The 18,525-nt window shown below is 66.9% G+C and carries 16 protein-coding genes; 4 read left to right on the forward strand and 12 right to left on the reverse strand.

Translation table 11 applies throughout. The features are described from left to right. Positions 1–53: 53 nt before the first annotated feature. Positions 54–1,196 (reverse strand): acetylornithine deacetylase, encoded by a 1,143-nt coding sequence (gene argE / locus KSS93_RS00950; protein WP_217886788.1) that lies wholly within the window; start codon positions 1,194–1,196, stop codon positions 54–56. Between the two features lie 235 nt (positions 1,197–1,431). Here argE and KSS93_RS00955 point away from each other — a divergent pair, with 235 nt between their 5' ends. Then, positions 1,432–2,811 (forward strand): CYTH domain-containing protein, encoded by a 1,380-nt coding sequence (locus KSS93_RS00955; RefSeq protein WP_217886789.1) that lies wholly within the window; start codon positions 1,432–1,434, stop codon positions 2,809–2,811. Positions 2,812–2,957: 146 nt separating this feature from the next. On the opposite strand, the gene KSS93_RS00960 is transcribed toward KSS93_RS00955, so the two are convergent. Beyond that, positions 2,958–3,428 carry an Lrp/AsnC family transcriptional regulator gene (locus KSS93_RS00960; protein ID WP_217841255.1) on the reverse strand — a complete coding sequence of 157 codons (471 nt, stop codon included), beginning with the start codon at positions 3,426–3,428 and terminating at the stop codon, positions 2,958–2,960. Positions 3,429–3,554: 126 nt separating this feature from the next. Between KSS93_RS00960 and KSS93_RS00965 the strand changes: the two genes are divergently transcribed. The 3 genes from KSS93_RS00965 (at position 3,555) to KSS93_RS00975 (ending at position 6,056) form a co-directional block, all read left to right on the forward strand. Beyond that, positions 3,555–3,881 (forward strand): ACT-like domain-containing protein, encoded by a 327-nt coding sequence (locus tag KSS93_RS00965; protein ID WP_217886790.1) that lies wholly within the window; start codon positions 3,555–3,557, stop codon positions 3,879–3,881. A gap of 97 nt (positions 3,882–3,978) precedes the next feature. Beyond that, the gene (locus tag KSS93_RS00970; protein WP_217886791.1) at positions 3,979–5,649 is read left to right on the forward strand and encodes a GspE/PulE family protein; all 1,671 of its coding nucleotides are present in this window, start codon (positions 3,979–3,981) and stop codon (positions 5,647–5,649) included. A 92-nt stretch (positions 5,650–5,741) separates the two neighbouring features. Continuing rightward, positions 5,742–6,056 carry a DUF2388 domain-containing protein gene (locus KSS93_RS00975; RefSeq protein ID WP_217841252.1) on the forward strand — a complete coding sequence of 105 codons (315 nt, stop codon included), beginning with the start codon at positions 5,742–5,744 and terminating at the stop codon, positions 6,054–6,056. Positions 6,057–6,134: 78 nt separating this feature from the next. On the opposite strand, the gene gcvP is transcribed toward KSS93_RS00975, so the two are convergent. The 10 genes from gcvP to KSS93_RS01025 form a co-directional block, all read right to left on the reverse strand. Continuing rightward, a complete protein-coding gene (gene gcvP / locus KSS93_RS00980; RefSeq protein WP_217886792.1) occupies positions 6,135–9,008 on the reverse strand; it encodes an aminomethyl-transferring glycine dehydrogenase in 2,874 nt (957 codons plus the stop codon). Between the two features lie 144 nt (positions 9,009–9,152). Then, on the reverse strand, positions 9,153–9,536 hold the full coding sequence (gene gcvH / locus KSS93_RS00985; protein WP_217886793.1) for a glycine cleavage system protein GcvH: 384 nt from the start codon (positions 9,534–9,536) through the stop codon (positions 9,153–9,155). 47 nt (positions 9,537–9,583) lie between these two features. Beyond that, entirely contained in the window at positions 9,584–10,666 is a 1,083-nt protein-coding gene (gene gcvT / locus KSS93_RS00990; RefSeq protein ID WP_217886794.1) for a glycine cleavage system aminomethyltransferase GcvT, read from the reverse strand. Positions 10,667–10,789: 123 nt separating this feature from the next. Then, positions 10,790–12,412, reverse strand: coding sequence for an ABC transporter permease (locus KSS93_RS00995; RefSeq protein WP_217886795.1), 1,623 nt, complete (start codon positions 12,410–12,412; stop codon positions 10,790–10,792). Between the two features lie 132 nt (positions 12,413–12,544). After that, the gene (locus tag KSS93_RS01000; RefSeq protein WP_217886796.1) at positions 12,545–13,546 is read right to left on the reverse strand and encodes an extracellular solute-binding protein; all 1,002 of its coding nucleotides are present in this window, start codon (positions 13,544–13,546) and stop codon (positions 12,545–12,547) included. A 147-nt stretch (positions 13,547–13,693) separates the two neighbouring features. After that, complete coding sequence (locus KSS93_RS01005) at positions 13,694–14,911, reverse strand: 2-octaprenyl-3-methyl-6-methoxy-1,4-benzoquinol hydroxylase (RefSeq protein ID WP_217888660.1); 1,218 nt, start codon at positions 14,909–14,911, stop codon at positions 13,694–13,696. A 9-nt stretch (positions 14,912–14,920) separates the two neighbouring features. Then, positions 14,921–15,403, reverse strand: coding sequence for a DUF4442 domain-containing protein (locus KSS93_RS01010; protein ID WP_217886797.1), 483 nt, complete (start codon positions 15,401–15,403; stop codon positions 14,921–14,923). Continuing rightward, entirely contained in the window at positions 15,400–16,599 is a 1,200-nt protein-coding gene (gene ubiH / locus KSS93_RS01015; RefSeq protein ID WP_217886798.1) for a 2-octaprenyl-6-methoxyphenyl hydroxylase, read from the reverse strand. Before ubiH ends, KSS93_RS01010 begins: the two co-directional genes overlap by 4 nt. Next, positions 16,596–17,930 carry a Xaa-Pro aminopeptidase gene (gene pepP, locus KSS93_RS01020; RefSeq protein ID WP_217886799.1) on the reverse strand — a complete coding sequence of 445 codons (1,335 nt, stop codon included), beginning with the start codon at positions 17,928–17,930 and terminating at the stop codon, positions 16,596–16,598. The genes ubiH and pepP overlap by 4 nt, the downstream gene beginning before the upstream one ends. Before the next feature lie 21 nt (positions 17,931–17,951). After that, positions 17,952–18,506 carry a YecA/YgfB family protein gene (locus KSS93_RS01025; RefSeq protein WP_217886800.1) on the reverse strand — a complete coding sequence of 185 codons (555 nt, stop codon included), beginning with the start codon at positions 18,504–18,506 and terminating at the stop codon, positions 17,952–17,954. Positions 18,507–18,525: the final 19 nt, after the last annotated feature.

The raw sequence follows: 18,525 nt of genomic DNA on the forward strand, positions 1-18,525 counted from the left end.
TTGCGGTCACGCGCGGTCTCCTCTAGGCAGTGACGAATGAAGTCAGTGGACGTTTAGCTCAGGCAATAGTGCCGCACCAGGTCACGCAATAGACGCACGGTAGGCTCGATACGTGACATTTCAAGGTATTCGCCGGGCTGGTGGGCGCAGGCGATGTCGCCGGGGCCGAGCACGATGGTCTGGCAGCCCAGCTGCTGAAGATAAGGCGCTTCGGTACCAAAGGCCACCGCTTCGGCGCGGTGGCCGGTCAGCCGTTCGGCCAGTTGCACCAGCTCCGCGTCGGCAGCCTGCTCGAACGGCGGCACCTCGGGGAACAGCGGCGCGTAGTCGATCTGCACTTCAAAGCGCTCGGCCAGCGGTACCAGCTTGCTGCGGATGGCCGCGCGCAGTTGCTCGACATCCATGCCCGGCAACGGGCGCAGGTCGAACTCCAGGGCGCACTGGCCGCAGATGCGGTTGGGATTGTCGCCGCCGTGGATGCAGCCGAAATTCAGGGTCGGGGTGGGTACGGTGAACTGCGGGTTGCGGTATTTTTCCTGCCAGCCGCGGCGCAGGTCCATCAGCTCGCCCATGGCCGCGTGCATGGCCTCCAGGGCGCTGCGGCCCAGATTCGGGTCCGACGAATGGCCGCTGCGCCCGAGAATGTCGATGCGGTCCATGAGGATGCCCTTGTGCATGCGGATCGGCTTGAGCCCGGTGGGCTCGCCGATCACCGCCGCACGCCCGAGGGGCTGGCCGGCCTCGGCCAGGGCGCGGGCGCCGGACATCGAGCTCTCTTCGTCGCAGGTGGCCAGAATCAGCAGCGGCTGCTTGAAGTCGTGCTCAAGCAGCGGCGTGACCGCCTCGATCACCAGGGCGAAGAAGCCCTTCATGTCGCAGCTGCCCAGGCCCACCCAGCGGCCGTCGACCTCGGTGAGCTTGAGCGGGTCGCTTTGCCACAGTTGCGGGTCAAACGGCACGGTGTCGCTGTGCCCGGCCAGCACCAGGCCGCCGGGGCCGGTGCCGCGGCTGGCCAGCAGGTTGAACTTGCCCGGGGTGACCTGCTGGATCTCGCAGGAAAAACCCAGGTCGCCCAGCCAGCCGGCCAGCAGGTCGATGACCGCGCGGTTGGACTGGTCGAGGGCCGGCTGGGTGCAACTGACCGACGGTGCGGCGATCAGGGCGGCGAACTGGTCTTTCAGCGACGGCAACGGCATGCGCGGACTCCTCAAAAGCATGGGGGGCATCATAACAACCCATTCCCTGCGCAGGGCAAGCCATTCCTGGGGCCGCTGTGCGGCCCTTCGCGGGTAAACCCGCTCCTACAGGGTTATCGCCATCCTGTAGGAGCGGGTTTACCCGCGAAGGGCTGCGCAGCAGCCCCAAATCCGGCAGGCGACACCCGACTCCTGTAGACTCACATCCCACGATGCCCCTCCTTCCGAGCCCGCGATGCACAAAGAAACCGAACTCAAACTCCGCGCCAGCCGCGAGACCCTCGCCGCCCTACGCGAGCACCCCCTGCTGAAAAAGCGCAACAAGTCCGGCTGGCAGACCCGCGAACTGCTCAACCAGTACTTCGACACACCGGAGCGCGACCTGTCGGCCGCCCGTGTGGCGCTGCGCCTGCGCCGCGACGGCGAGGTCATCATCCAGACCCTCAAGTGCCGCGGCCAAAGCGTGGCAGGCTTGTCCGAGCGCAACGAGTACGAGTGGCAGCTGGACAAGGTCAAGCTGGACCTGAAAAAACTCGACGCCAGCTGCTGGCCCGAGCAACTGGCCGAGCTCGACAAAAAGACCATCAAGCCGCTGTTCACCACCGACTTCACCCGCGAGTACGCCGAAATCTCCTGGGGCCGCGGCAAGGCCAAGGTGGTGATCGAAGCCGCCCTGGACCAGGGCTTCGTGGTGGTCGGCAAGCGCAAGGAAGAAATCAGCGAGCTGGAGCTTGAACTGCGCGAAGGCGACCCGGCAGCCCTGCTGGAGCTGGCCGCCGAACTGGCAGCGAGCGTAGCCCTGATGCCGTGCGACATCAGCAAGGCCGAACGCGGCTACCGCCTGCTCGACGAAGCCAGCTACGAGCTGGACCTGCCGGCCAGCGAGCTGCACGCCGAGATGCCACTGGACGACGCCTACGCCGCCCTGGCCTGGCAACTGCTGGGCAGCAGCCAGCGCCTGGCCGAGCAGTACCGCCACAACGGCCACTGGCGCCTGCTGCAGGACTGGGTACGCTGCCTTGCCGAACTGCGCGCCCTCACCGCAAGCCTTGGCCAGGCGGCACCGCGCCCGGTCACCAAGGCTCTGCGCGCCAGCCTCGACGCGCTGCTGGAAGACTGGCGCCCGCTGGTACAGGCCGGCAATGACGACGAAGACATCCGCCGCGCCGCCCCCGAGCAGTTCGCCGAAGAGCTGGAAGACCCGCGCTGGGGCCAGTTCTCGCTGGAAACCGCACGCTGGCTGACCGCCCGCGCCTGGACCGTGGAACGCAAGGGTCGTGGCGAGCGCCAGGGCAAGGCGCAGCTGGCCAGCTGGCTGCACCATCAGCTGGGTGAAGAAGCCCGCGCCCTGAAGCTGCCGCTGTACGTGCAGCGCCCGGAGGACCTGGGCGAGCAGCTGCCGCGCATCGAAGGCATCCTGGCCTGGCTGCACCACGCCCGCCAAGTGCTCGACGTGCCGCAACAAGACCGCCTGTATGGCGAGCTGAACAAGCTGCACGAGCTGGCCGAGCAACCGCTGGGCGAGGACGACAAGAGCGAGCTGCTGGAAGCGCGCATCGAGCAGGCCCGCGCCATCGAGCAGAACCGCGCGTGGAAGCATTTGCTCAAGGCTTGAGGCCGCACATCGCAGTTCAAGCCCGCTCCCACGGGTAGTGCACTGCATGGGCCGGCCTCATTGCCGGCCAGCCGGCTCCTACAGGTTCAGCGCAGGCCCCAAGGCATGCGATCCCTGTGGGAGCGGGCTTGCCCGCGATGGGGCCGTTAGCGCCCCAAGGGCAAACTCGTCGTACTCTTGATCTCGGAAAGCGCCACGATCGAATTCACTTCCTGAATACCCGGCACGTTCGACAGCTTTTCGAAGAAGAAGCGCTCATAGGCCTCGATATCCGAGGTAACGATGCGCAGCAAGAAGTCCACCGAGCCCATCAGCACATAACACTCCAGCACTTCCGGGAAACCGCGGATCGCCTCGGTGAATTCGGCAAAGTTCGAACGCCCGTGGGCGTTGAGTTTCACTTCGGCGAAGATCTGCGTGTTCAGGCCCACCTTCTTGCGGTCCAGCAGGGTCACCTGCCCGCGAATCACCCCTTCCTCGCGCAAGCGCTGAATGCGCCGCCAGCATGGCGACTGCGAAAGCCCCACACGCTCGGCGATCTGCGCGCTGGAAAGCGACGCGTCCTCCTGCAGCAGCTCGAGGATTCGACGATCAAAGGCATCCAGTTCGCTTTGCATGATTGATTCCTGAAAATACGTTTTTGCGAATCACATAATTCGCACAGCAGCCAAATCGACCGAATCATAGCGAAACAATACCCCGTTCAGCGTGCAAGAATTTCCCCACTTTCGCGGAGACCCAGCATGAACGCACTCGAACGGCCCCTCGCCTCCCCCCGCCTCGACGCCTGGGCTGCCAGCACCGCCCACAGCACCGTGCACTACCGCCTGCAGGCCGAGGCCGAGCCAGACAGCCTGTGCCGGGTGCTGAACCTGTTCGCCCTGCAGTTCCTCACCCCCCACAGCGTGCAGGTAAGCCAGCAGGATGACTGGCTTGACGTGCACATCGGCATCGGCGGCCTGAGCTGGCACCGCGCCGAGGTGATTGCGCAAAAACTGCGCAACCTGGTCTGCGTGGCTGACGTGAGCCTTGAGAACATGCCGCCGCTGGCCGAAGTCGCGGCCGGTTGAGGCGGCGCCCGGCAAAGTCCCGAAACCCTTTGCCCGCACGCAGGCAAAGCCATCCGGGTAGCCTTCCAGGTCCGTTCCCCTGGCAAGGACTGCCGCCATGTTCGCCAACCAAACCCTCGACCTCGACCTGCGCCGCCTGCTCGATGCCTTGCTGGCCGGGCAACGCATCACACCCAAGGCCGCCCTCGAAGCCCTCGCCCAGGCCAAGGCCAAACCCACCGAACACCCGCTCGAACTGATCGCCGGCCTGGGCCTGGCCGACCCTTGCCGCCCCGGCCAGCTGCTGAGCCTGAACACCTTGTGCCAGTGGCTGGCCGAGCAGGTTGGCCAGCCCTTTCTGCACATCGACCCGTTGCAGGTCGACCTGGCTCAGGTCGGCGGGTTGGTGTCTGCGGCCTTTGCCCAGCGTCATCAGATTCTGCTGGTCGCGGCCGATGCCAGCGGCGTCACCGTGGCCAGCGCCCAGCCCTACCAGCGCGAATGGGAGGCCGACCTGTGCCGCAGCCTGGGCAAACCCGTGCACCGGGTACTGGCCAGCCCCGCGCAAATTCGCCAGCTAGCCCCGACCTTTTTCGGCCTGGCCCATTCAGTACAGGGCGCCGACCAGCAGCAGCCGGCGCGCCTCGGCGAGCTGGAGCAACTGCTGGAGCTGGGCGCAGGCCTCGGCCAGGCCAGCGCCGACGATGTGCCTATCGTGCACCTGGTGGACTGGATGCTGCAGTACGCCATCGAACAGCGCGCCAGCGATATCCACCTGGAACCACGCCGCGAACAAGGCCACCTGCGCCTGCGCATCGACGGTTTGCTGCACAGCGTGTACGCCTTTCCGGCGGGTGTCGCCCTGGCCATGGTCAGCCGCCTCAAGCACCTGGGGCGCATGGACGTGGCCGAAAAGCGCCGCCCGCAGGACGGCCGCCTGAAAAGCCGCCTGCCTGGCGGGCTCGAGGTGGAAATGCGCCTGTCGACACTACCCACGCCCTTCGGCGAAAAGCTGGTGCTGCGCCTGTTCGACGCCCGCCAGCAGCACGAAACGCTACAAAGCCTCGGCCTGCAAGGCCAGTTACTGGAGCACTGGCAGGCGCTGCTCAAGCAACGCCAGGGCATTGTGCTGGTCACCGGCCCCACAGGTTCGGGCAAGACCAGCACCCTTTACGCCAGCCTGCGCTTGCTGGCCACGCCCCAGGTGAACCTGTGCAGCATCGAAGACCCCATCGAGCGCCTGGAGCCTGCGATCAACCAGTTGCAGGTGCAGCCGGCGCTGGACCTGGGCTTTGCCGACGGCGTGCGCGCCTTGCTGCGCCAGGACCCCGACGTGATCATGATCGGCGAGATCCGCGACCGCGAAACCGCCCAGGTGGCCGTGCAGGCGGCGCTCACCGGGCACCTGGTGCTGTCGACCCTGCACACCAACGATGCCTGCAGCGCCGTGACCCGCCTGCTGGAGCTGGGGGTGGCCAGCTACCTGGTGCGGGCCACGCTGCTCGGGGTCATGGCCCAGCGCCTGGTGCGCACCCTGTGTACGCTGTGCCGCGGTGCGGGCACTGTGTGCTACCAGTGCCGGGGCACCGGTTTTCATGGGCGTACCGGGCTGTTCGAGCTGCTCTGCGTCAGCCACGGCCTGCGCGAACGCATCACCGCCGACACCGACCTGGCCGCCTTGCGCCAGCAGGCGCAGGCCGACGGCATGCTTGATTTGCGCAGCTGCGGCCAGGCGCGCATCGGCCAGGGTGTGACCTCGCTCGAAGAGGTGCTGCGGGTCTGTGGATAACCGACAAATAGCCCGTGGCGCCGGGAACTTGCCCACAGGGGGCAAGATCCAAGTTGCATCCTCACAACCCTCACTCTCCGAGGAGCTTCATCATGCGTTTCAAGCAAGCCATCGCAGCCGCTGTCCTGTTGTCGCTGCCCGTTGGCGCCGCCATGGCCGACGGTTTCTGGCGCAACATCATTTCGTCGGGCGCCACCACCGCCTCGACCTACCTGACGTTCAAGGACCACAAGCTGATCGTTGCCGCCCAGGATGATGCCGGCAGCTTCGTCGCCAGCGACGGCGCCATTCGCGGGCCGTTCCTGGAGGCCGCGATGCGCCAGGTGCGCGCCGACAACCCGGGCGTGCAGGCCAGCGACATGGAACTGGCCAACGCGATCCTGGCCAAGAACGCCGTCGCCGAGTAAACCGCAATCGCGGGGCAAGCCCGCTCCCACGCAGGTTCGCTTCGTGGGGGCGGGCGTGCCCCGCGATGCGTCCGCCCCTCAGCGATAAGCCTCCACCGGCACACAAGCACAAAACAGGTTCCTGTCCCCATACACGTTATCTACCCGGTTCACCGCCGGCCAGTACTTGTGCTGGCGTGCGTGAGCGCTGGGGGCGATGCCCTGCTCGATGCTGTAGGGCCGCGCCCACGGCGCCAGTACATCGGCCAGGGTGTGCGGGGCATGCCTGAGCGGGTTGTCCTCCAGCGGCCAGTTACCCTGCTGCACCAGGTCGATTTCTGCGCGAATCGCCAGCATCGCCTCGACGAAGCGGTCCAGCTCAGCCTTGGATTCGCTCTCGGTGGGCTCGACCATCAGCGTACCCGGCACCGGGAACGACATGGTCGGGGCATGGAAGCCGTAATCCATCAGGCGTTTGGCCACGTCCTCCTCGGTAATGCCGGTCAGCGCCTTGAGCGGGCGCAGGTCGAGGATGCACTCGTGGGCCACGCGCTGGTTGCGCCCGCGGTACAGCACCGGGAAGGCATCACGTAGCTGGCTGGCCAGGTAGTTGGCCGAAAGGATCGCCACTTCGCTGGCGTCGGCCAATTGCGCCCCCATCATGGCGATGTACATCCAGCTGATCGGCAAGATGCTCGCGCTGCCCCAGGGTGCGGCGCTGACCGCGCTGTTGTTCGGGTCCAGCCCGGGCACCGGCACCACCGGGTGGCTGGCGACGAACGGCTTGAGGTGGGCGCGGATGCCGATCGGGCCCATGCCCGGGCCGCCACCGCCATGGGGGATGCAGAAGGTCTTGTGCAGGTTCATGTGCGACACGTCGGCGCCGATGTCGGCCGGCCGCGCCAGGCCCACCTGGGCGTTGAGGTTGGCGCCGTCCATGTACACCTGGCCGCCATGCTGGTGCACCACCTCGCAGATTTCGCGTATGCCCTCCTCGTACACGCCGTGGGTCGAAGGGTAGGTGACCATCAGGCACGCCAGCCGCTCACCCGCCGCCTGGGCCTTGGCCTTGAGGTCGGCAAGGTCGACGTTGCCGTCCTCGTCGCACTCGACGATCACCACCTGCATGCCGGCCATCTGCGCCGAGGCCGGGTTGGTGCCATGGGCCGATGACGGGATCAGGCACAGAGTGCGCCCGGGCTGGTGGCGGCTCTGGTGGTAGCGGGTGATGGCCATCAGGCCTGCGTACTCGCCCTGGGCGCCGGAGTTGGGCTGCATGCAGATGGCATCGAAGCCGGTGATGGCGCACAACCAGCTTTCCAGCTCGTCGATCATCGCCTTGTAGCCCTGCACCTGCGCCGCTGGGGCGAAGGGGTGAGGCTGGGCGAACTCGGGCCAGGTGATCGGGATCATCTCGCTGCTGGCGTTGAGCTTCATGGTGCAGGAGCCCAGCGGGATCATCGACTGGTTCAGCGCCAGGTCCTTGTTTTCCAGCTGCTTGAGGTAGCGCAGCATCTCGGTTTCGCTGTGGTGCAGGTTGAACACCGGGTGTTCGAGGATCGGCGTGCGCCGCACCAGCGCACTAGGGATGCCCTCTGGCAGCGCCTGCTGGTCGAGGGTGGCGATGTCCAGGCCGTGGTCTACGCCGAGGAAGATATCCAGCAGCTTGAGCACGGTGGCTTCGTCGCAGGTTTCGTCCAGGCTCACCCCCAGGTGCCCGCGGCCAAGAATGCGCAGGTTGATGCGCGCGTCTTCGGCGCTTTCGATGATCGCCGCCTGGGTGCCGCCGACGTCGAGGGTGAGGGTGTCGAAGAAGTGCTGGTTGAGGCGCTTGATGCCCTTGCTCTCGAGCCCCGCCGCCAGGATGAAGGTCAGCCGGTGCACGCGCTGGGCGATGCGCCGCAGGCCCTCGGGGCCGTGGTACACGGCGTAAAAGCCGGCGATATTGGCCAGCAGCACCTGCGCCGTGCAGATGTTCGAATTGGCCTTCTCGCGGCGGATGTGCTGCTCGCGGGTTTGCAGGGCCATGCGCAGCGCGGTGTTGCCGCGGGCATCGCGGGACACGCCGATGATGCGCCCGGGCATGGCCCGCTTGTAGTCGTCGCGGCAGGCGAAGTAGGCCGCGTGGGGCCCGCCGTAGCCCATGGGTACGCCAAAGCGCTGGGTTGAGCCGAGCACCACGTCGGCGCCCAGCTCGCCCGGCGGGGTCAGCACCACCAGGCTGAGAATGTCGGCGGCCACGCAGGCCACGGCCTGCTGGCCATGCAACTGGTCGATCATCGGGCGCAGGTCGCGCACCTCGCCATGGGTGTCGGGGTACTGCAGCAAGGCGCCGAACACTGCGTGCTTGCCGAGGTTATCCACAGCATCGACGATCAATTCGAAGCCAAAGCCCTCGGCGCGGGTCTTGAGCACCGACAAGGTCTGCGGGTGACAGTGCTCATCGGCGAAGAACGCATTGCTTTTGCTGCGCGCCACGCGCTTGGCCAGGGCCATGGCCTCGGCAGCGGCGGTGGCTTCATCGAGCAGCGAGGCATTGGCCAGCGGCAGGCCGGTGAGGTCGATGACCATCTGCTGATAGTTCAGCAGCGCTTCCAGCCGGCCCTGGGCGATCTCCGGCTGATAGGGCGTGTAGGCGGTGTACCAGCCGGGGTTTTCCAGCACGTTGCGCAGAATCACCGTGGGGGTGACGGTGGCGTGGTAGCCCATGCCGATCAGGCTGGTCCACAGCTGGTTTTGTGTGGCGTAACCGGCCAGCTTGGCCAGGGCGGCCTGCTCGTCCAGGGCCGGGGGCAGATCGAGCGGGCGGTTGAAGCGGATGTCCGGCGGCACGGTCTGCTCGATCAGCTCGCTGCGGCTGGTGACGCCGAGGGCGGCCAGCATGGCCTGCTGCTCCTGGGCATCGGGCCCCAGGTGGCGCTGCAGGAACGGGTTGGGGAGGTGCAGTTGACGCAGGGATGGCGACTGGGACATGGCGAGATCTCTTCCTGGACCAGTTCTCTTGGAGACTTACAAGTCTAGGAAGGATTGCCGGATGTGCGGGGGAAAGTTGTTGCCAGGGCTGGCCCTATGGCCGGCAAGCCGGCTCCTACAGGAGGCGGCGGGCCGGCAACAGGATTATTCGCCGATGGCGGCCTTGTAGGCGGCGGCGTCCAGCAGCTTGTCCAGTTGCGACTTGTCGCTTGGCTTGAGCTTGAAGATCCACGATTCGTAGGGCTCTTCGTTGAGCAGCTCGGGGCTGTCGGCCAGCTCTTCGTTGACCGCGATCACTTCGCCGGCCACCGGGGCGTAGATGTCGGAGGCGGCCTTGACCGACTCGACCACGCCAGCGGCGTCGCCGGCGGCGAACACCTTGCCGACTTCGGCCAGCTCGACGAACACCACGTCACCCAGCGCCTGCTGCGCGTGGTCGCTGATGCCTACGGTAACGCTGCCGTCGGCTTCCAGGCGGGCCCACTCGTGGCTCTCGGCGAAACGCAGGTCGGCGGGGATATTGCTCATGTGTTGTCTTCCTCGTTTGGGTCAGCGGTCGGCCCGCCGTTGAATGTTCAGATCAGGACTTTGCCGTGGCGCACGAAGGTCGGCTTGACCACCCGCACCGGGTACCACTTGCCGCGAATCTCGACCTCGGCGCGGTCGCCGGTGGCCATGGGTACGCGGGCCAGGGCAATGGACTTGCTCAGCGTAGGCGAGAAACTACCACTGGTGATCTCCCCTTCGCCAATGCCGGATACACGGACCACCTGGTGGGCACGCAATACACCGCGCTCCTCGAGCACCAGCCCGACCAGTTTCTCCTGCACGCCGCGTTCGATTTCTGCCAGCAGACCCGCCCGCCCGATGAACTCGCGGCCCGCCGGTTCCCAGGCAATGCACCAGCCCAGGTTGGAGGTCAGCGGAGTGTGGCTTTCGTCGATGTCCTGGCCGTACAGGTTCATGCCGGCCTCAAGGCGCAGGGTGTCGCGGGCGCCCAGGCCGCTGGGGGCGATGCCGGCGCCGACCAGGTCGTTGAAGAAGGCCACGGCCTGATCGCCGGGCAGAATGATCTCCAGGCCGTCTTCACCGGTGTAGCCGGTGCGGGCGATGAACCAGTCGCCTTCAGCCACGCCTTCGAAGGGGCGCAGTTCGCGGATGACTGCAGCGCGCGCCGGGCTGAGCAAGGGCGCGACCTTGTCGCGGGCACGCGGGCCCTGGATGGCGAGGATGGCCAAGTCCGGGCGTACGTCGAAAGTTACCTCGAAACCTGCGCCCTGCACGCGCAGCCAGTCGAGCACCTTGGCGCGGGTAGCGGCGTTGGTGACCAGGCGGTAGCCCCAGTCGGTGCGGTAGGCGATCAAATCGTCGATCACGCCGCCGTCATCACTGAGCAGCGGGCTGTAGAGGGCCTTGCCGATGCCGTCGAGGCGGGCCACGTCGTTGGCCAGCAGGCGTTGCAGCCAGGGCGTGGCCTGGCTGCCGGTGACGTCGATCACCGTCATGTGGGAAACATCGAAGACGCCGCAGTCACTGCGCACCTGGTGGTGCTCCTCGACCTGCGAGCCATAGTGCAGCGGCATGTCCCAGCCACCGAAATCGACCGTCTTGGCGCCAAGCGCCAGGTGCAAGTCGAACAAAAGCGTGCGCTGTCCCATGGGTTTCTCCTTCCGGGCGTGGCGAAGCGGCGGCGGTCGATGACGTTTAATCGTCAGCTCTTCTTGTAGGACCCGCCGCGCGAATGCCGCGCATTGTAGCCGCAAGGACGCGACGTGGCACCCTCAGCGCGGATGCCCGGGGCGCTGGGCCGAACGGCGGATCAAGCCGATCACCGGCAACAGGCCCACCAGCACCAGGGTCAACGCCGGCAGCGAGGCCCGTGCCCACTCGCCTTCGCTGGTCATCTCGAACACCCGCACGGCCAGCGTGTCCCAGCCGAACGGGCGCATCAGCAAGGTGGCGGGCATTTCCTTGAGCACGTCGACGAACACCAGCAGCGCGGCGCTCAACGCGCCGGGCACCAGCAGCGGCAGATACACCTTGAAAAACAATCCCGGCCCAGCCACCCCAAGGCTGCGCGATGCCTCTGGCAGCGACGGGCGGATGCGCCCCAGGCTGCTTTCCAGCGGGCCGTAGGCCACGGCGATGAAACGCACCAGATACGCCAGCAGCAACGCCGACAGGCTGCCCAGCAACAGCGGCTTGCCAGCACCACCCAGCCACTGCGACAGCGGGATCACCAGCTGGTTGTCGAGGTAACTGAACGCCAGCATGATCGACACCGCCAGCACCGAGCCCGGCAGCGCATAGCCCAGGTTGGCCAGGCCGACGCCGGCGCGAATACCAGTGGTTGGTGCCTGGCGCCGGGCGAAGGCCAGCAGCAGGGCCACACACACCGTGACCAACGCCGCCATGGCCCCCAGGTAGAGGGTGTGCAGCACCAGCCCGACATAACGCTCGTCCAGGTCATGCCGGCCGCGCTGCCAGCACCACACCAGCAGCTGCAACAGCGGGATCACGAAGGCGCAGGCGAACACCAGCAGGCACCAGGCGCTGGCGGCGAACGCCTTGAGCCCGCGCAGGTGGTACAGCGCCTGCCCGCGCGGGCGTTCGTTGGCGCTGCGGCTGGCACCACGGGCGCGGCGTTCGCCGTACAACACCAGCATTACCGCCAGCAGCAGCAGGCTGGCCAGTTGCGCAGCGCTGGACAGGCTGAAGAAGCCGTACCAGGTCTTGTAGATGGCGGTGGTGAAGGTGTCGAAGTTGAACACCGCCACCGCGCCGAAATCGGCCAGGGTTTCCATCAGTGCCAGGGCGATGCCGGCGCCGATGGCCGGGCGCGCCATGGGCAGCGCCACCCGCCAGAACGCCTGCAACGGCGACAGCCCGAGCACCCGCGCGGCCTCCATCAGGCCCTTGCCCTGGGCCAGGAAGGCGGTGCGCGCCAGCAGGTATACGTAGGGGTAGAACACCAGCACCAGCACGGTGATCACCCCGCCAGTGGAGCGCACCCGGGGCAGGCGCATGGGCCCGAACACCTCGCGCAGGGCGGATTGCACGGGGCCGGCGAAGTCCAGCAAGCCGACGAAGACGAACGCCAGCACGTAGGCGGGGATGGCGAACGGTAGCATCAGCGCCCAGTCCAGCCAGCGCCGGCCGGGGAATTCGCAGAGGCTGGTGAGCCAGGCCAGGCTCACGCCCAGCACGGTAACGCCTACCCCCACGCCGAGCACCAGGGTCAGGGTGTTGCCCAGCAGCCGACTCATCTGCATATCGAGCAGGTGCGACCAGATCTGCATATCGACCGACTGCCAGGACAGCAGCAGCACGCTCAGCGGCAGCAGCACCAGGGCGGCGGTGAGAAAGACCGGGAGGTACCAGCGGCGTTGGGGGGTGTGGGGCAAGGGCAGAGATCTCGGTGGCTGTGCAATCGCATCGCGGGCAAGCCCGCTCCTACAGGGGCCTGCGCATGCCTGTAGGAGCGGGCTTGCCCGCGATAGGGCCGTTGAAGGCCCAGGAAGGATATAGCCTGGTGCTTAGTTCCAGCCAGCCCGATCCATCAGCCGGATGGCCTCGGCCTGGCGTTTGCCGGCCACTTCCACCGGAATGCTGTCAGCCTTGAAGCTGCCCCAGGCCGCCACTTCTGCCGACGGCTTGACCTTCGGGTTGGCCGGGAATTCCTGGTTGATGTCGGCGAACAGCTTTTGCGCCTCTTCACCGGTCATCCATTCCACCAGTTTTTTCGCAGCTTCCGGGTGCGGGGCATGCTTGGTCAGGCCGATGCCCGACAGGTTGACGTGCACGCCGCGGTCAGCCTGGTTGGGCCAGAAAATCTTCACCGGCAGCTTGGGGTTTTGCTGGTGCAGGCGGCCGTAGTAGTAGGTGTTGACGATACCCACATCACACTGGCCGGCCTCGATGGCCTGGATCACCGCGTTGTCGTCGGAGAACACGTCGGTGGACAGGTTGTTGACCCAGCCTTTGACCAGTTTCTCGGTTTCGGCCTCGCCGTGGTTTTCGATCATGGTGGCGGTCAGCGACTGGTTGTACACCTTCTTCGCCGTACGCAGGCACAGGCGGCCTTCCCACTGCTTGTCGGCCAGGGCTTCGTAGGTGCTGAGCTCTGCCGGCTTGACCCTGTCGGTCGAGTAGATGATGGTCCGCGCGCGCAGGCTCAGGCCGGTCCAGTCATGGGACGAGGCGCGGTACTGTGGCGGGATGTTCTGGTCGATGATGCTCGACTTGATCGGCTGCAGGATGCCCATCTGCTCGGCCTGCCAGAGGTTGCCGGCATCGACGGTTAGCAGCAGGTCGGCCACGCCGTTCTGGCCCTCGGCCTTGATGCGCTGCATCAGCGGCGCTTCCTTGTCGGTGATGAACTTGATCTTCACCCCGGTCTTGGCGGTGTAGGCGTCGAACACCGGCTTGATCAGTTCGTCGATGCGCGAGGAGTAGACCACCACTTCGTCCGCCGCCTGGGCGGTGCCACCGAACAGGGTGAGGGCCAGGGCGGCCAGTAGGGGCTTGCGGGGCAACATGGGGGCACTCCTCGCTGATATGAGAGGTGCGAATGGTAGTGAATCCCATTTTGTGGCTCATCCACCCAGCAGTTACTGGATGTTGCAAGCGGGCGCCGCGTTGCGGCCCTTGTGCTGCGAAAGGGCTGCAAAGCAGCCCCGGCCATCTCAAGCCCGAGCCAGTTCCGGCAGGTCTCCGCTAAGCCCCAGCGCCTGGCGCACGAACAGTGCCTTGGCCTCGGGCATCTGCTGCACCAGCTTCAAGCCGCTGTTACGCAGCCAGCGCAGCGGCAGCGGGTCGGCCTGGAACAGGCGCTCGAAGCCTTCCATGGCCGCCATCAGCGCCAGGTTGTGCGGCATGCGCCGGCGCTCGAAGCGGCTCAGTACCTTCACATCCGCCAGACGCTCGCCGCGCTCGCAGGCGCGCACCAGCTCCTCGGCCAGCACCGCAGCATCGAGAAAGCCCAGGTTGACCCCCTGCCCGGCCAGCGGGTGGATGGTGTGCGCCGCATCGCCGATCAGCGCCAGCCCTTCCTGCACATAGCGTTTGGCGTGGCGCTGGCGCAGCGGTACACAAACCCGCGGGTCGGCCTCGAGCACCTGCCCCAGGCGGCCTTCGAAGGCGCGCTCCAAGGCCTGGCAGAACGCCGCGTCATCCATTGCCATGGCCTGCTCGGCCTGCTCCGGGGTGGTCGACCAGACGATCGAGCACCAGCCCTGCTCGCCGCCCCGCTCAAGCGGAAGGAACGCCAGCGGGCCTTCGTCGGTAAAACGCTGCCAGGCGGTGCTGCGGTGCACCTCGCTGCAGCGCACGCTGGTAACGATGGCGTGGTGCAGGTAGTCCCACTCGCGGGTCTCGCAGCCGGCCAGGCGGCGCACGGCGGAGTTGGCGCCGTCGGCGGCAATCACCAACGGCGCACGCAGCTGGCGGCCGTCGGCCAGGGTCAGCAGCCACTCATCACCAGAGCGGCGCAGTTGTTCCAGCCGCGCGTTGGGCAACAGGCCCAGGTCGCTGTCGTGCAGGCGCTCCAGCAAACCGTCCTGCACCACGCGGTTTTCGACGATATGGCCGAGCACCTGGGCGTGCACGCTGGCTGCCGAGAAATGGATTTCACCGGTGCCGGTGCCGTCCCACACGTGCATGTCCGAATACGGCGACACGCGGCGGGCAGCAATGCCGTCCCAGGCCCCCAGGCGTTCGAGGATGCGCTGGCTGGCCGCCGACAGGGCGCTGACCCGCGGCTCGAACGGCGCCTGGGCGTCGAACGGCTTGACCGACAGCGGGCCGCCATCGAGCAGGAGGATTTCCAGGCCACTGTGGCGCAGCGCCAGGGCCAGGGTGCTGCCGACCATACCGGCACCGACGATCAGTACATCTGCGCGCATTTCCATGCCTTACGCCTGCCTCGCTTGCGGCTTGAGCCGCACGTATAGGGTTTTGTCGACCCGCGCCACCAGCTCGCCGGCGCCGTCGCGAATATCCACCTGCAACCGGGGCAGGTACTTCTTGCCGCTGGCGGTCTGCTGGCGAATTTCGTCCAGCAGCGCGTCGTCGACGTGGAATTCGGCGTACACCGGGCCTTTGCCCGGCGAGACGAAATCGATGCTGGCGGCCTTGTCCCAGACGATGTATTCGCGCCCCAGCTGCTCGATCAGCAACAGCATGTAGAACGGGTCGACCATCGAATACAGGCTGCCGCCAAACTGGGTGCCGACGTAGTTGCGGTTCCAGCGGGTGAGCTTCATGCGCACCTTGGCGCTGCGCATGTCCGGGCTGATCGACTGGATGCGGATACCGGCGCCCAGGTACGGCGGGTAAAGGTTCAGCAGCCAGCGCAGCATGCGCGCCCGACGCGCCAGCTTGCGCGTGTCGCTCATGAAAGGCCCCGCGGGTCGGGGCGGGTACCCAGGCCCATGGCCTGGCGGGCGAACCAGCTTTTTGCCGGCGGCAGCAAGTCGAGGCCGAGCAGGCCGATGTTGCGCCCGGCCACCATCAACGGCTGGTTGCTGCCGAACAGGCGGGTGACCTGGTCGGAGAAGCCGATGGTCATGGCCTGGTCGAGGCGCTGGCGCTGCTGGTAGCCCTGCAGGGTAGCCAGGTCGCCCGCGTGCTGCGGGCCGGCCAGCAGCGCTTCGGCCAGCGACTGCACGTCGCGCAGCGACAGGTTGAAGCCTTGGCCGGCAATCGGGTGCAGGCTGTGGGCGGCGTTACCCAGCACCACCAGATGCGGGCGTACCTGCTCCTGAGCCTCGACCAGCGCCAGCGGGTACAGATGCCGCGCGCCGACCTGGCGCAGGGCGCCAAGGCGGTAGCCGAAGGCGTCCTGCAGCTCGCGCAGGAAGCTGCGCTCGTCGAGCTCGGCCAGGCGCCGGGCGTCCATCCCCTGGCGGGTCCAGACCAGCGCACAGCGGTTTTCCGGCAGGGGCAGCAGGGCCATCGGGCCTTGCTCGGTGAAGCGCTCGAAGGCCTGGCCGCGGTGGGCCTCGCCCGGGGTGATGTTGGCGATCAGCGCGCTCTGGTCGTAGGGCGTGCTGCGCACATGGATGCCCAGTTGCTCGCGCAGGCCGGAGCGGCCGCCGTCGGCCAGCACCGCCAGGTCGCATTCCAGCGTGGTGTCGTCGTCCAGTTGCAGGCGGTAGCCGCCGGCGATCGGCTGCAGGGCTTTCACTTCGGCCGGGCAGCGCCAGGTCACCACCTCGCTGTCCAGAGCCTGCCACAGGCACTGGCCGAGCCAGGCGTTCTCGACCACGTAGCCAAGCGCCGGCACGCCTTCGTCGCGGGCATCCAGGCGGGTGGCGCCGAAGCGGCCACGGTCGGATACCTGGATCTGGCTGATCGGCTCGGCGCGGCGGCTGATGGCCTGCCACAGACCGAGCTGGTCGTAAATTTGCCGGGTGCCGTAGGACAGCGCCGAAGAACGCGCATCGTAGCTGGGCTGGAAGCTGTCGCCCGGGGCGAACGGCTCGATCAGCATGATCTTCCAGCCGCGCGCCTTGGCCCCGGCCTGCAGGGTCAGGGCCAGGCTGGCGCCGACCAGGCCGCCGCCGATGATCGCCAGGTTGACCCGGCTCATGCCACGTCCTTGCGCGCGGCGAGCATCAGCGCCTCGATTTCGGCGACGGTCTTGGGTACGCCCGTCGTCAGGATTTCACAGCCTTGCCTGGTCACCACCACGTCGTCCTCGATGCGGATACCGATGCCGCGCCATTTTTTCGCGACGTTCGGGTTGTCGGCGGCAATGTAGATGCCGGGTTCCACGGTCAGTGCCATGCCGGGCTCGAGCACCCGCCACTGGCCGCCGACCTTGTATTCGCCCACGTCGTGCACGTCCATGCCCAGCCAGTGCCCGGCGCGGTGCATGTAGAAGGCGCGGTAGGCTTCGCTGTCGATCAGCGCCTGCACCTCGCCCTTGAGCAGCCCCAGTTCCACCAGGCCCGCGGTGATCACCCGCACGGTGGCCTCGTGGGCGTGGTTCCAGTGCTTGCCCGGGGCGATTTCGGCGAACGCCGCTTCCTGGGCCGCAAGCACCAGCTCGTAGATGGCCTTTTGCTCGGGCGAAAAACGCCCGCTGACCGGGAAGGTGCGGGTGATGTCGCTGGCGTAGCAGTCGATTTCGCAACCGGCGTCGATCAGCACCAGGTCTCCGTCCTTGAGCGGCGCGTCGTTCTGCTGGTAGTGCAGGATGCAGCCATTGCGCCCGGCGGCGACGATCGAGCCGTAGGCCGGCATCTTCGCCCCGCCCTTGCGGAATTCGTAGTCCAGCTCGGCTTCCAGGCTGTATTCGTGCAGCCCGGCGCGGCAGGCCTGCATGGCCCGCACGTGGGCGCGTGCGGAAATTACTGCAGCCTCGCGCATCACTTTCACTTCTGCCGCCGATTTATACAGGCGCATGTCGTGCAGCAGATGATCCAGGGCAACGAACTCGTTCGGCGGTTGCGCGCCCAGGCGCGCCTTGGAGCGGATCACGTTGATCCAGTCCATCAGCCGGCGGTCGAACTCGGGGTTGCTGCCCATGGCGCTGTAGACCCGCTCACGGCCCTCGATCAGCCCGGGGAGGATCTCGTCGATGTCGCTGATGGGGAACGCATCATCGGCGCCGAAGTCGCGAATCGCACCTTCCTGGCCGGCCCGCAGGCCGTCCCACTGCTCGCGCTCGGGGTTGCGTTCACGGCAGAACAGCACGTACTCGCCGTGCTCGCGCCCGGGAATCAGGGCAATCACCGCCTCGGGCTCGGGGAAGCCGCTGAGGTACTGGAAATCGCTGTCCTGGCGGTACACGTGCTCGACGTCACGGTTACGGATGGCAACCGCGGCAGCGGGCAGGATGGCAATGCTGTTGGGGACCATCTGCGCCATCAGCGCCTTGCGCCTGCGGGCGTATTCGGCCTTGGGTATGTGGCTCATGGGCAAACGACCCCGTATCGATCAGTGCAGCGATGGCTTGGGCGCAGGTGCGGCGGGCGCGGCGAGCTCGGTGTACAGCAGCAGCGGGGCGACGCGCAGGTACTCCATGACTTCCATGTAGTCGCTTTCGCCGTCCTCGGACTCTTCCAGCGCTTCCTGGACTTGCGAGATGGCTACCAGGTCCTGGAGCACTTCTTTGGCATCGGTGGACAGGTCCTTGCCGCCGGCGTTCAGGCCAAAGCCTGCGATGAAGCCCTGGCACCACTGGCCCAGCGCCGCGGCGCGGTCAGCCAGCGCGGCGTCATCGCTGGGCAGCAGAAGGACGATGGCAACGTCTTCGCCGGTGAGCTCGGCCTTGACCATCTCTTGCAGGCCAACCAGGGCGTTGCGCACGTTATCGCCAGGCTCGGTCTCGAGCAGTTGAGCGGCATCGGCCAGCCAGGCGTCGGCGTCGAAGCCTGCGCCGGCGCAACTGCGGCCGATCAGCAGGCCGTGCAGCTCGGCAGGGGTGACAGGGTGGCCATTGCTGGAAAGCAGCATGGCGAAGGCAACGTAGGGCGATTGGGTATTGGGCATGGCAGCTAGGCGCCAGACG

The organism is Pseudomonas xanthosomatis (genome assembly GCF_019139835.1).
In the GTDB taxonomy this organism is placed as follows: domain Bacteria; phylum Pseudomonadota; class Gammaproteobacteria; order Pseudomonadales; family Pseudomonadaceae; genus Aquipseudomonas; species Aquipseudomonas fakonensis.

What these genes read in the sequence shown, in the direction of transcription:
- gcvH (WP_217886793.1), bottom strand. Translation starts at nt 9,536, where the DNA reads ATGAGCAATATCCCCGCCGACCTGCGTTTCGCCGAGAGCCACGAGTGG.
- KSS93_RS00970 (WP_217886791.1), top strand. Translation starts at nt 3,979, where the DNA reads ATGTTCGCCAACCAAACCCTCGACCTCGACCTGCGCCGCCTGCTCGAT.
- KSS93_RS00975 (WP_217841252.1), top strand. Translation starts at nt 5,742, where the DNA reads ATGCGTTTCAAGCAAGCCATCGCAGCCGCTGTCCTGTTGTCGCTGCCC.
- ubiH (WP_217886798.1), bottom strand. Translation starts at nt 16,599, where the DNA reads ATGAGCCGGGTCAACCTGGCGATCATCGGCGGCGGCCTGGTCGGCGCC.
- KSS93_RS01010 (WP_217886797.1), bottom strand. Translation starts at nt 15,403, where the DNA reads ATGAGCGACACGCGCAAGCTGGCGCGTCGGGCGCGCATGCTGCGCTGG.
- KSS93_RS01000 (WP_217886796.1), bottom strand. Translation starts at nt 13,546, where the DNA reads ATGTTGCCCCGCAAGCCCCTACTGGCCGCCCTGGCCCTCACCCTGTTC.
- argE (WP_217886788.1), bottom strand. Translation starts at nt 1,196, where the DNA reads ATGCCGTTGCCGTCGCTGAAAGACCAGTTCGCCGCCCTGATCGCCGCA.
- gcvP (WP_217886792.1), bottom strand. Translation starts at nt 9,008, where the DNA reads ATGTCCCAGTCGCCATCCCTGCGTCAACTGCACCTCCCCAACCCGTTC.
- pepP (WP_217886799.1), bottom strand. Translation starts at nt 17,930, where the DNA reads ATGAGCCACATACCCAAGGCCGAATACGCCCGCAGGCGCAAGGCGCTG.
- KSS93_RS01025 (WP_217886800.1), bottom strand. Translation starts at nt 18,506, where the DNA reads ATGCCCAATACCCAATCGCCCTACGTTGCCTTCGCCATGCTGCTTTCC.
- KSS93_RS00965 (WP_217886790.1), top strand. Translation starts at nt 3,555, where the DNA reads ATGAACGCACTCGAACGGCCCCTCGCCTCCCCCCGCCTCGACGCCTGG.
- KSS93_RS00960 (WP_217841255.1), bottom strand. Translation starts at nt 3,428, where the DNA reads ATGCAAAGCGAACTGGATGCCTTTGATCGTCGAATCCTCGAGCTGCTG.
- KSS93_RS00955 (WP_217886789.1), top strand. Translation starts at nt 1,432, where the DNA reads ATGCACAAAGAAACCGAACTCAAACTCCGCGCCAGCCGCGAGACCCTC.
- KSS93_RS01005 (WP_217888660.1), bottom strand. Translation starts at nt 14,911, where the DNA reads ATGCGCGCAGATGTACTGATCGTCGGTGCCGGTATGGTCGGCAGCACC.
- gcvT (WP_217886794.1), bottom strand. Translation starts at nt 10,666, where the DNA reads ATGGGACAGCGCACGCTTTTGTTCGACTTGCACCTGGCGCTTGGCGCC.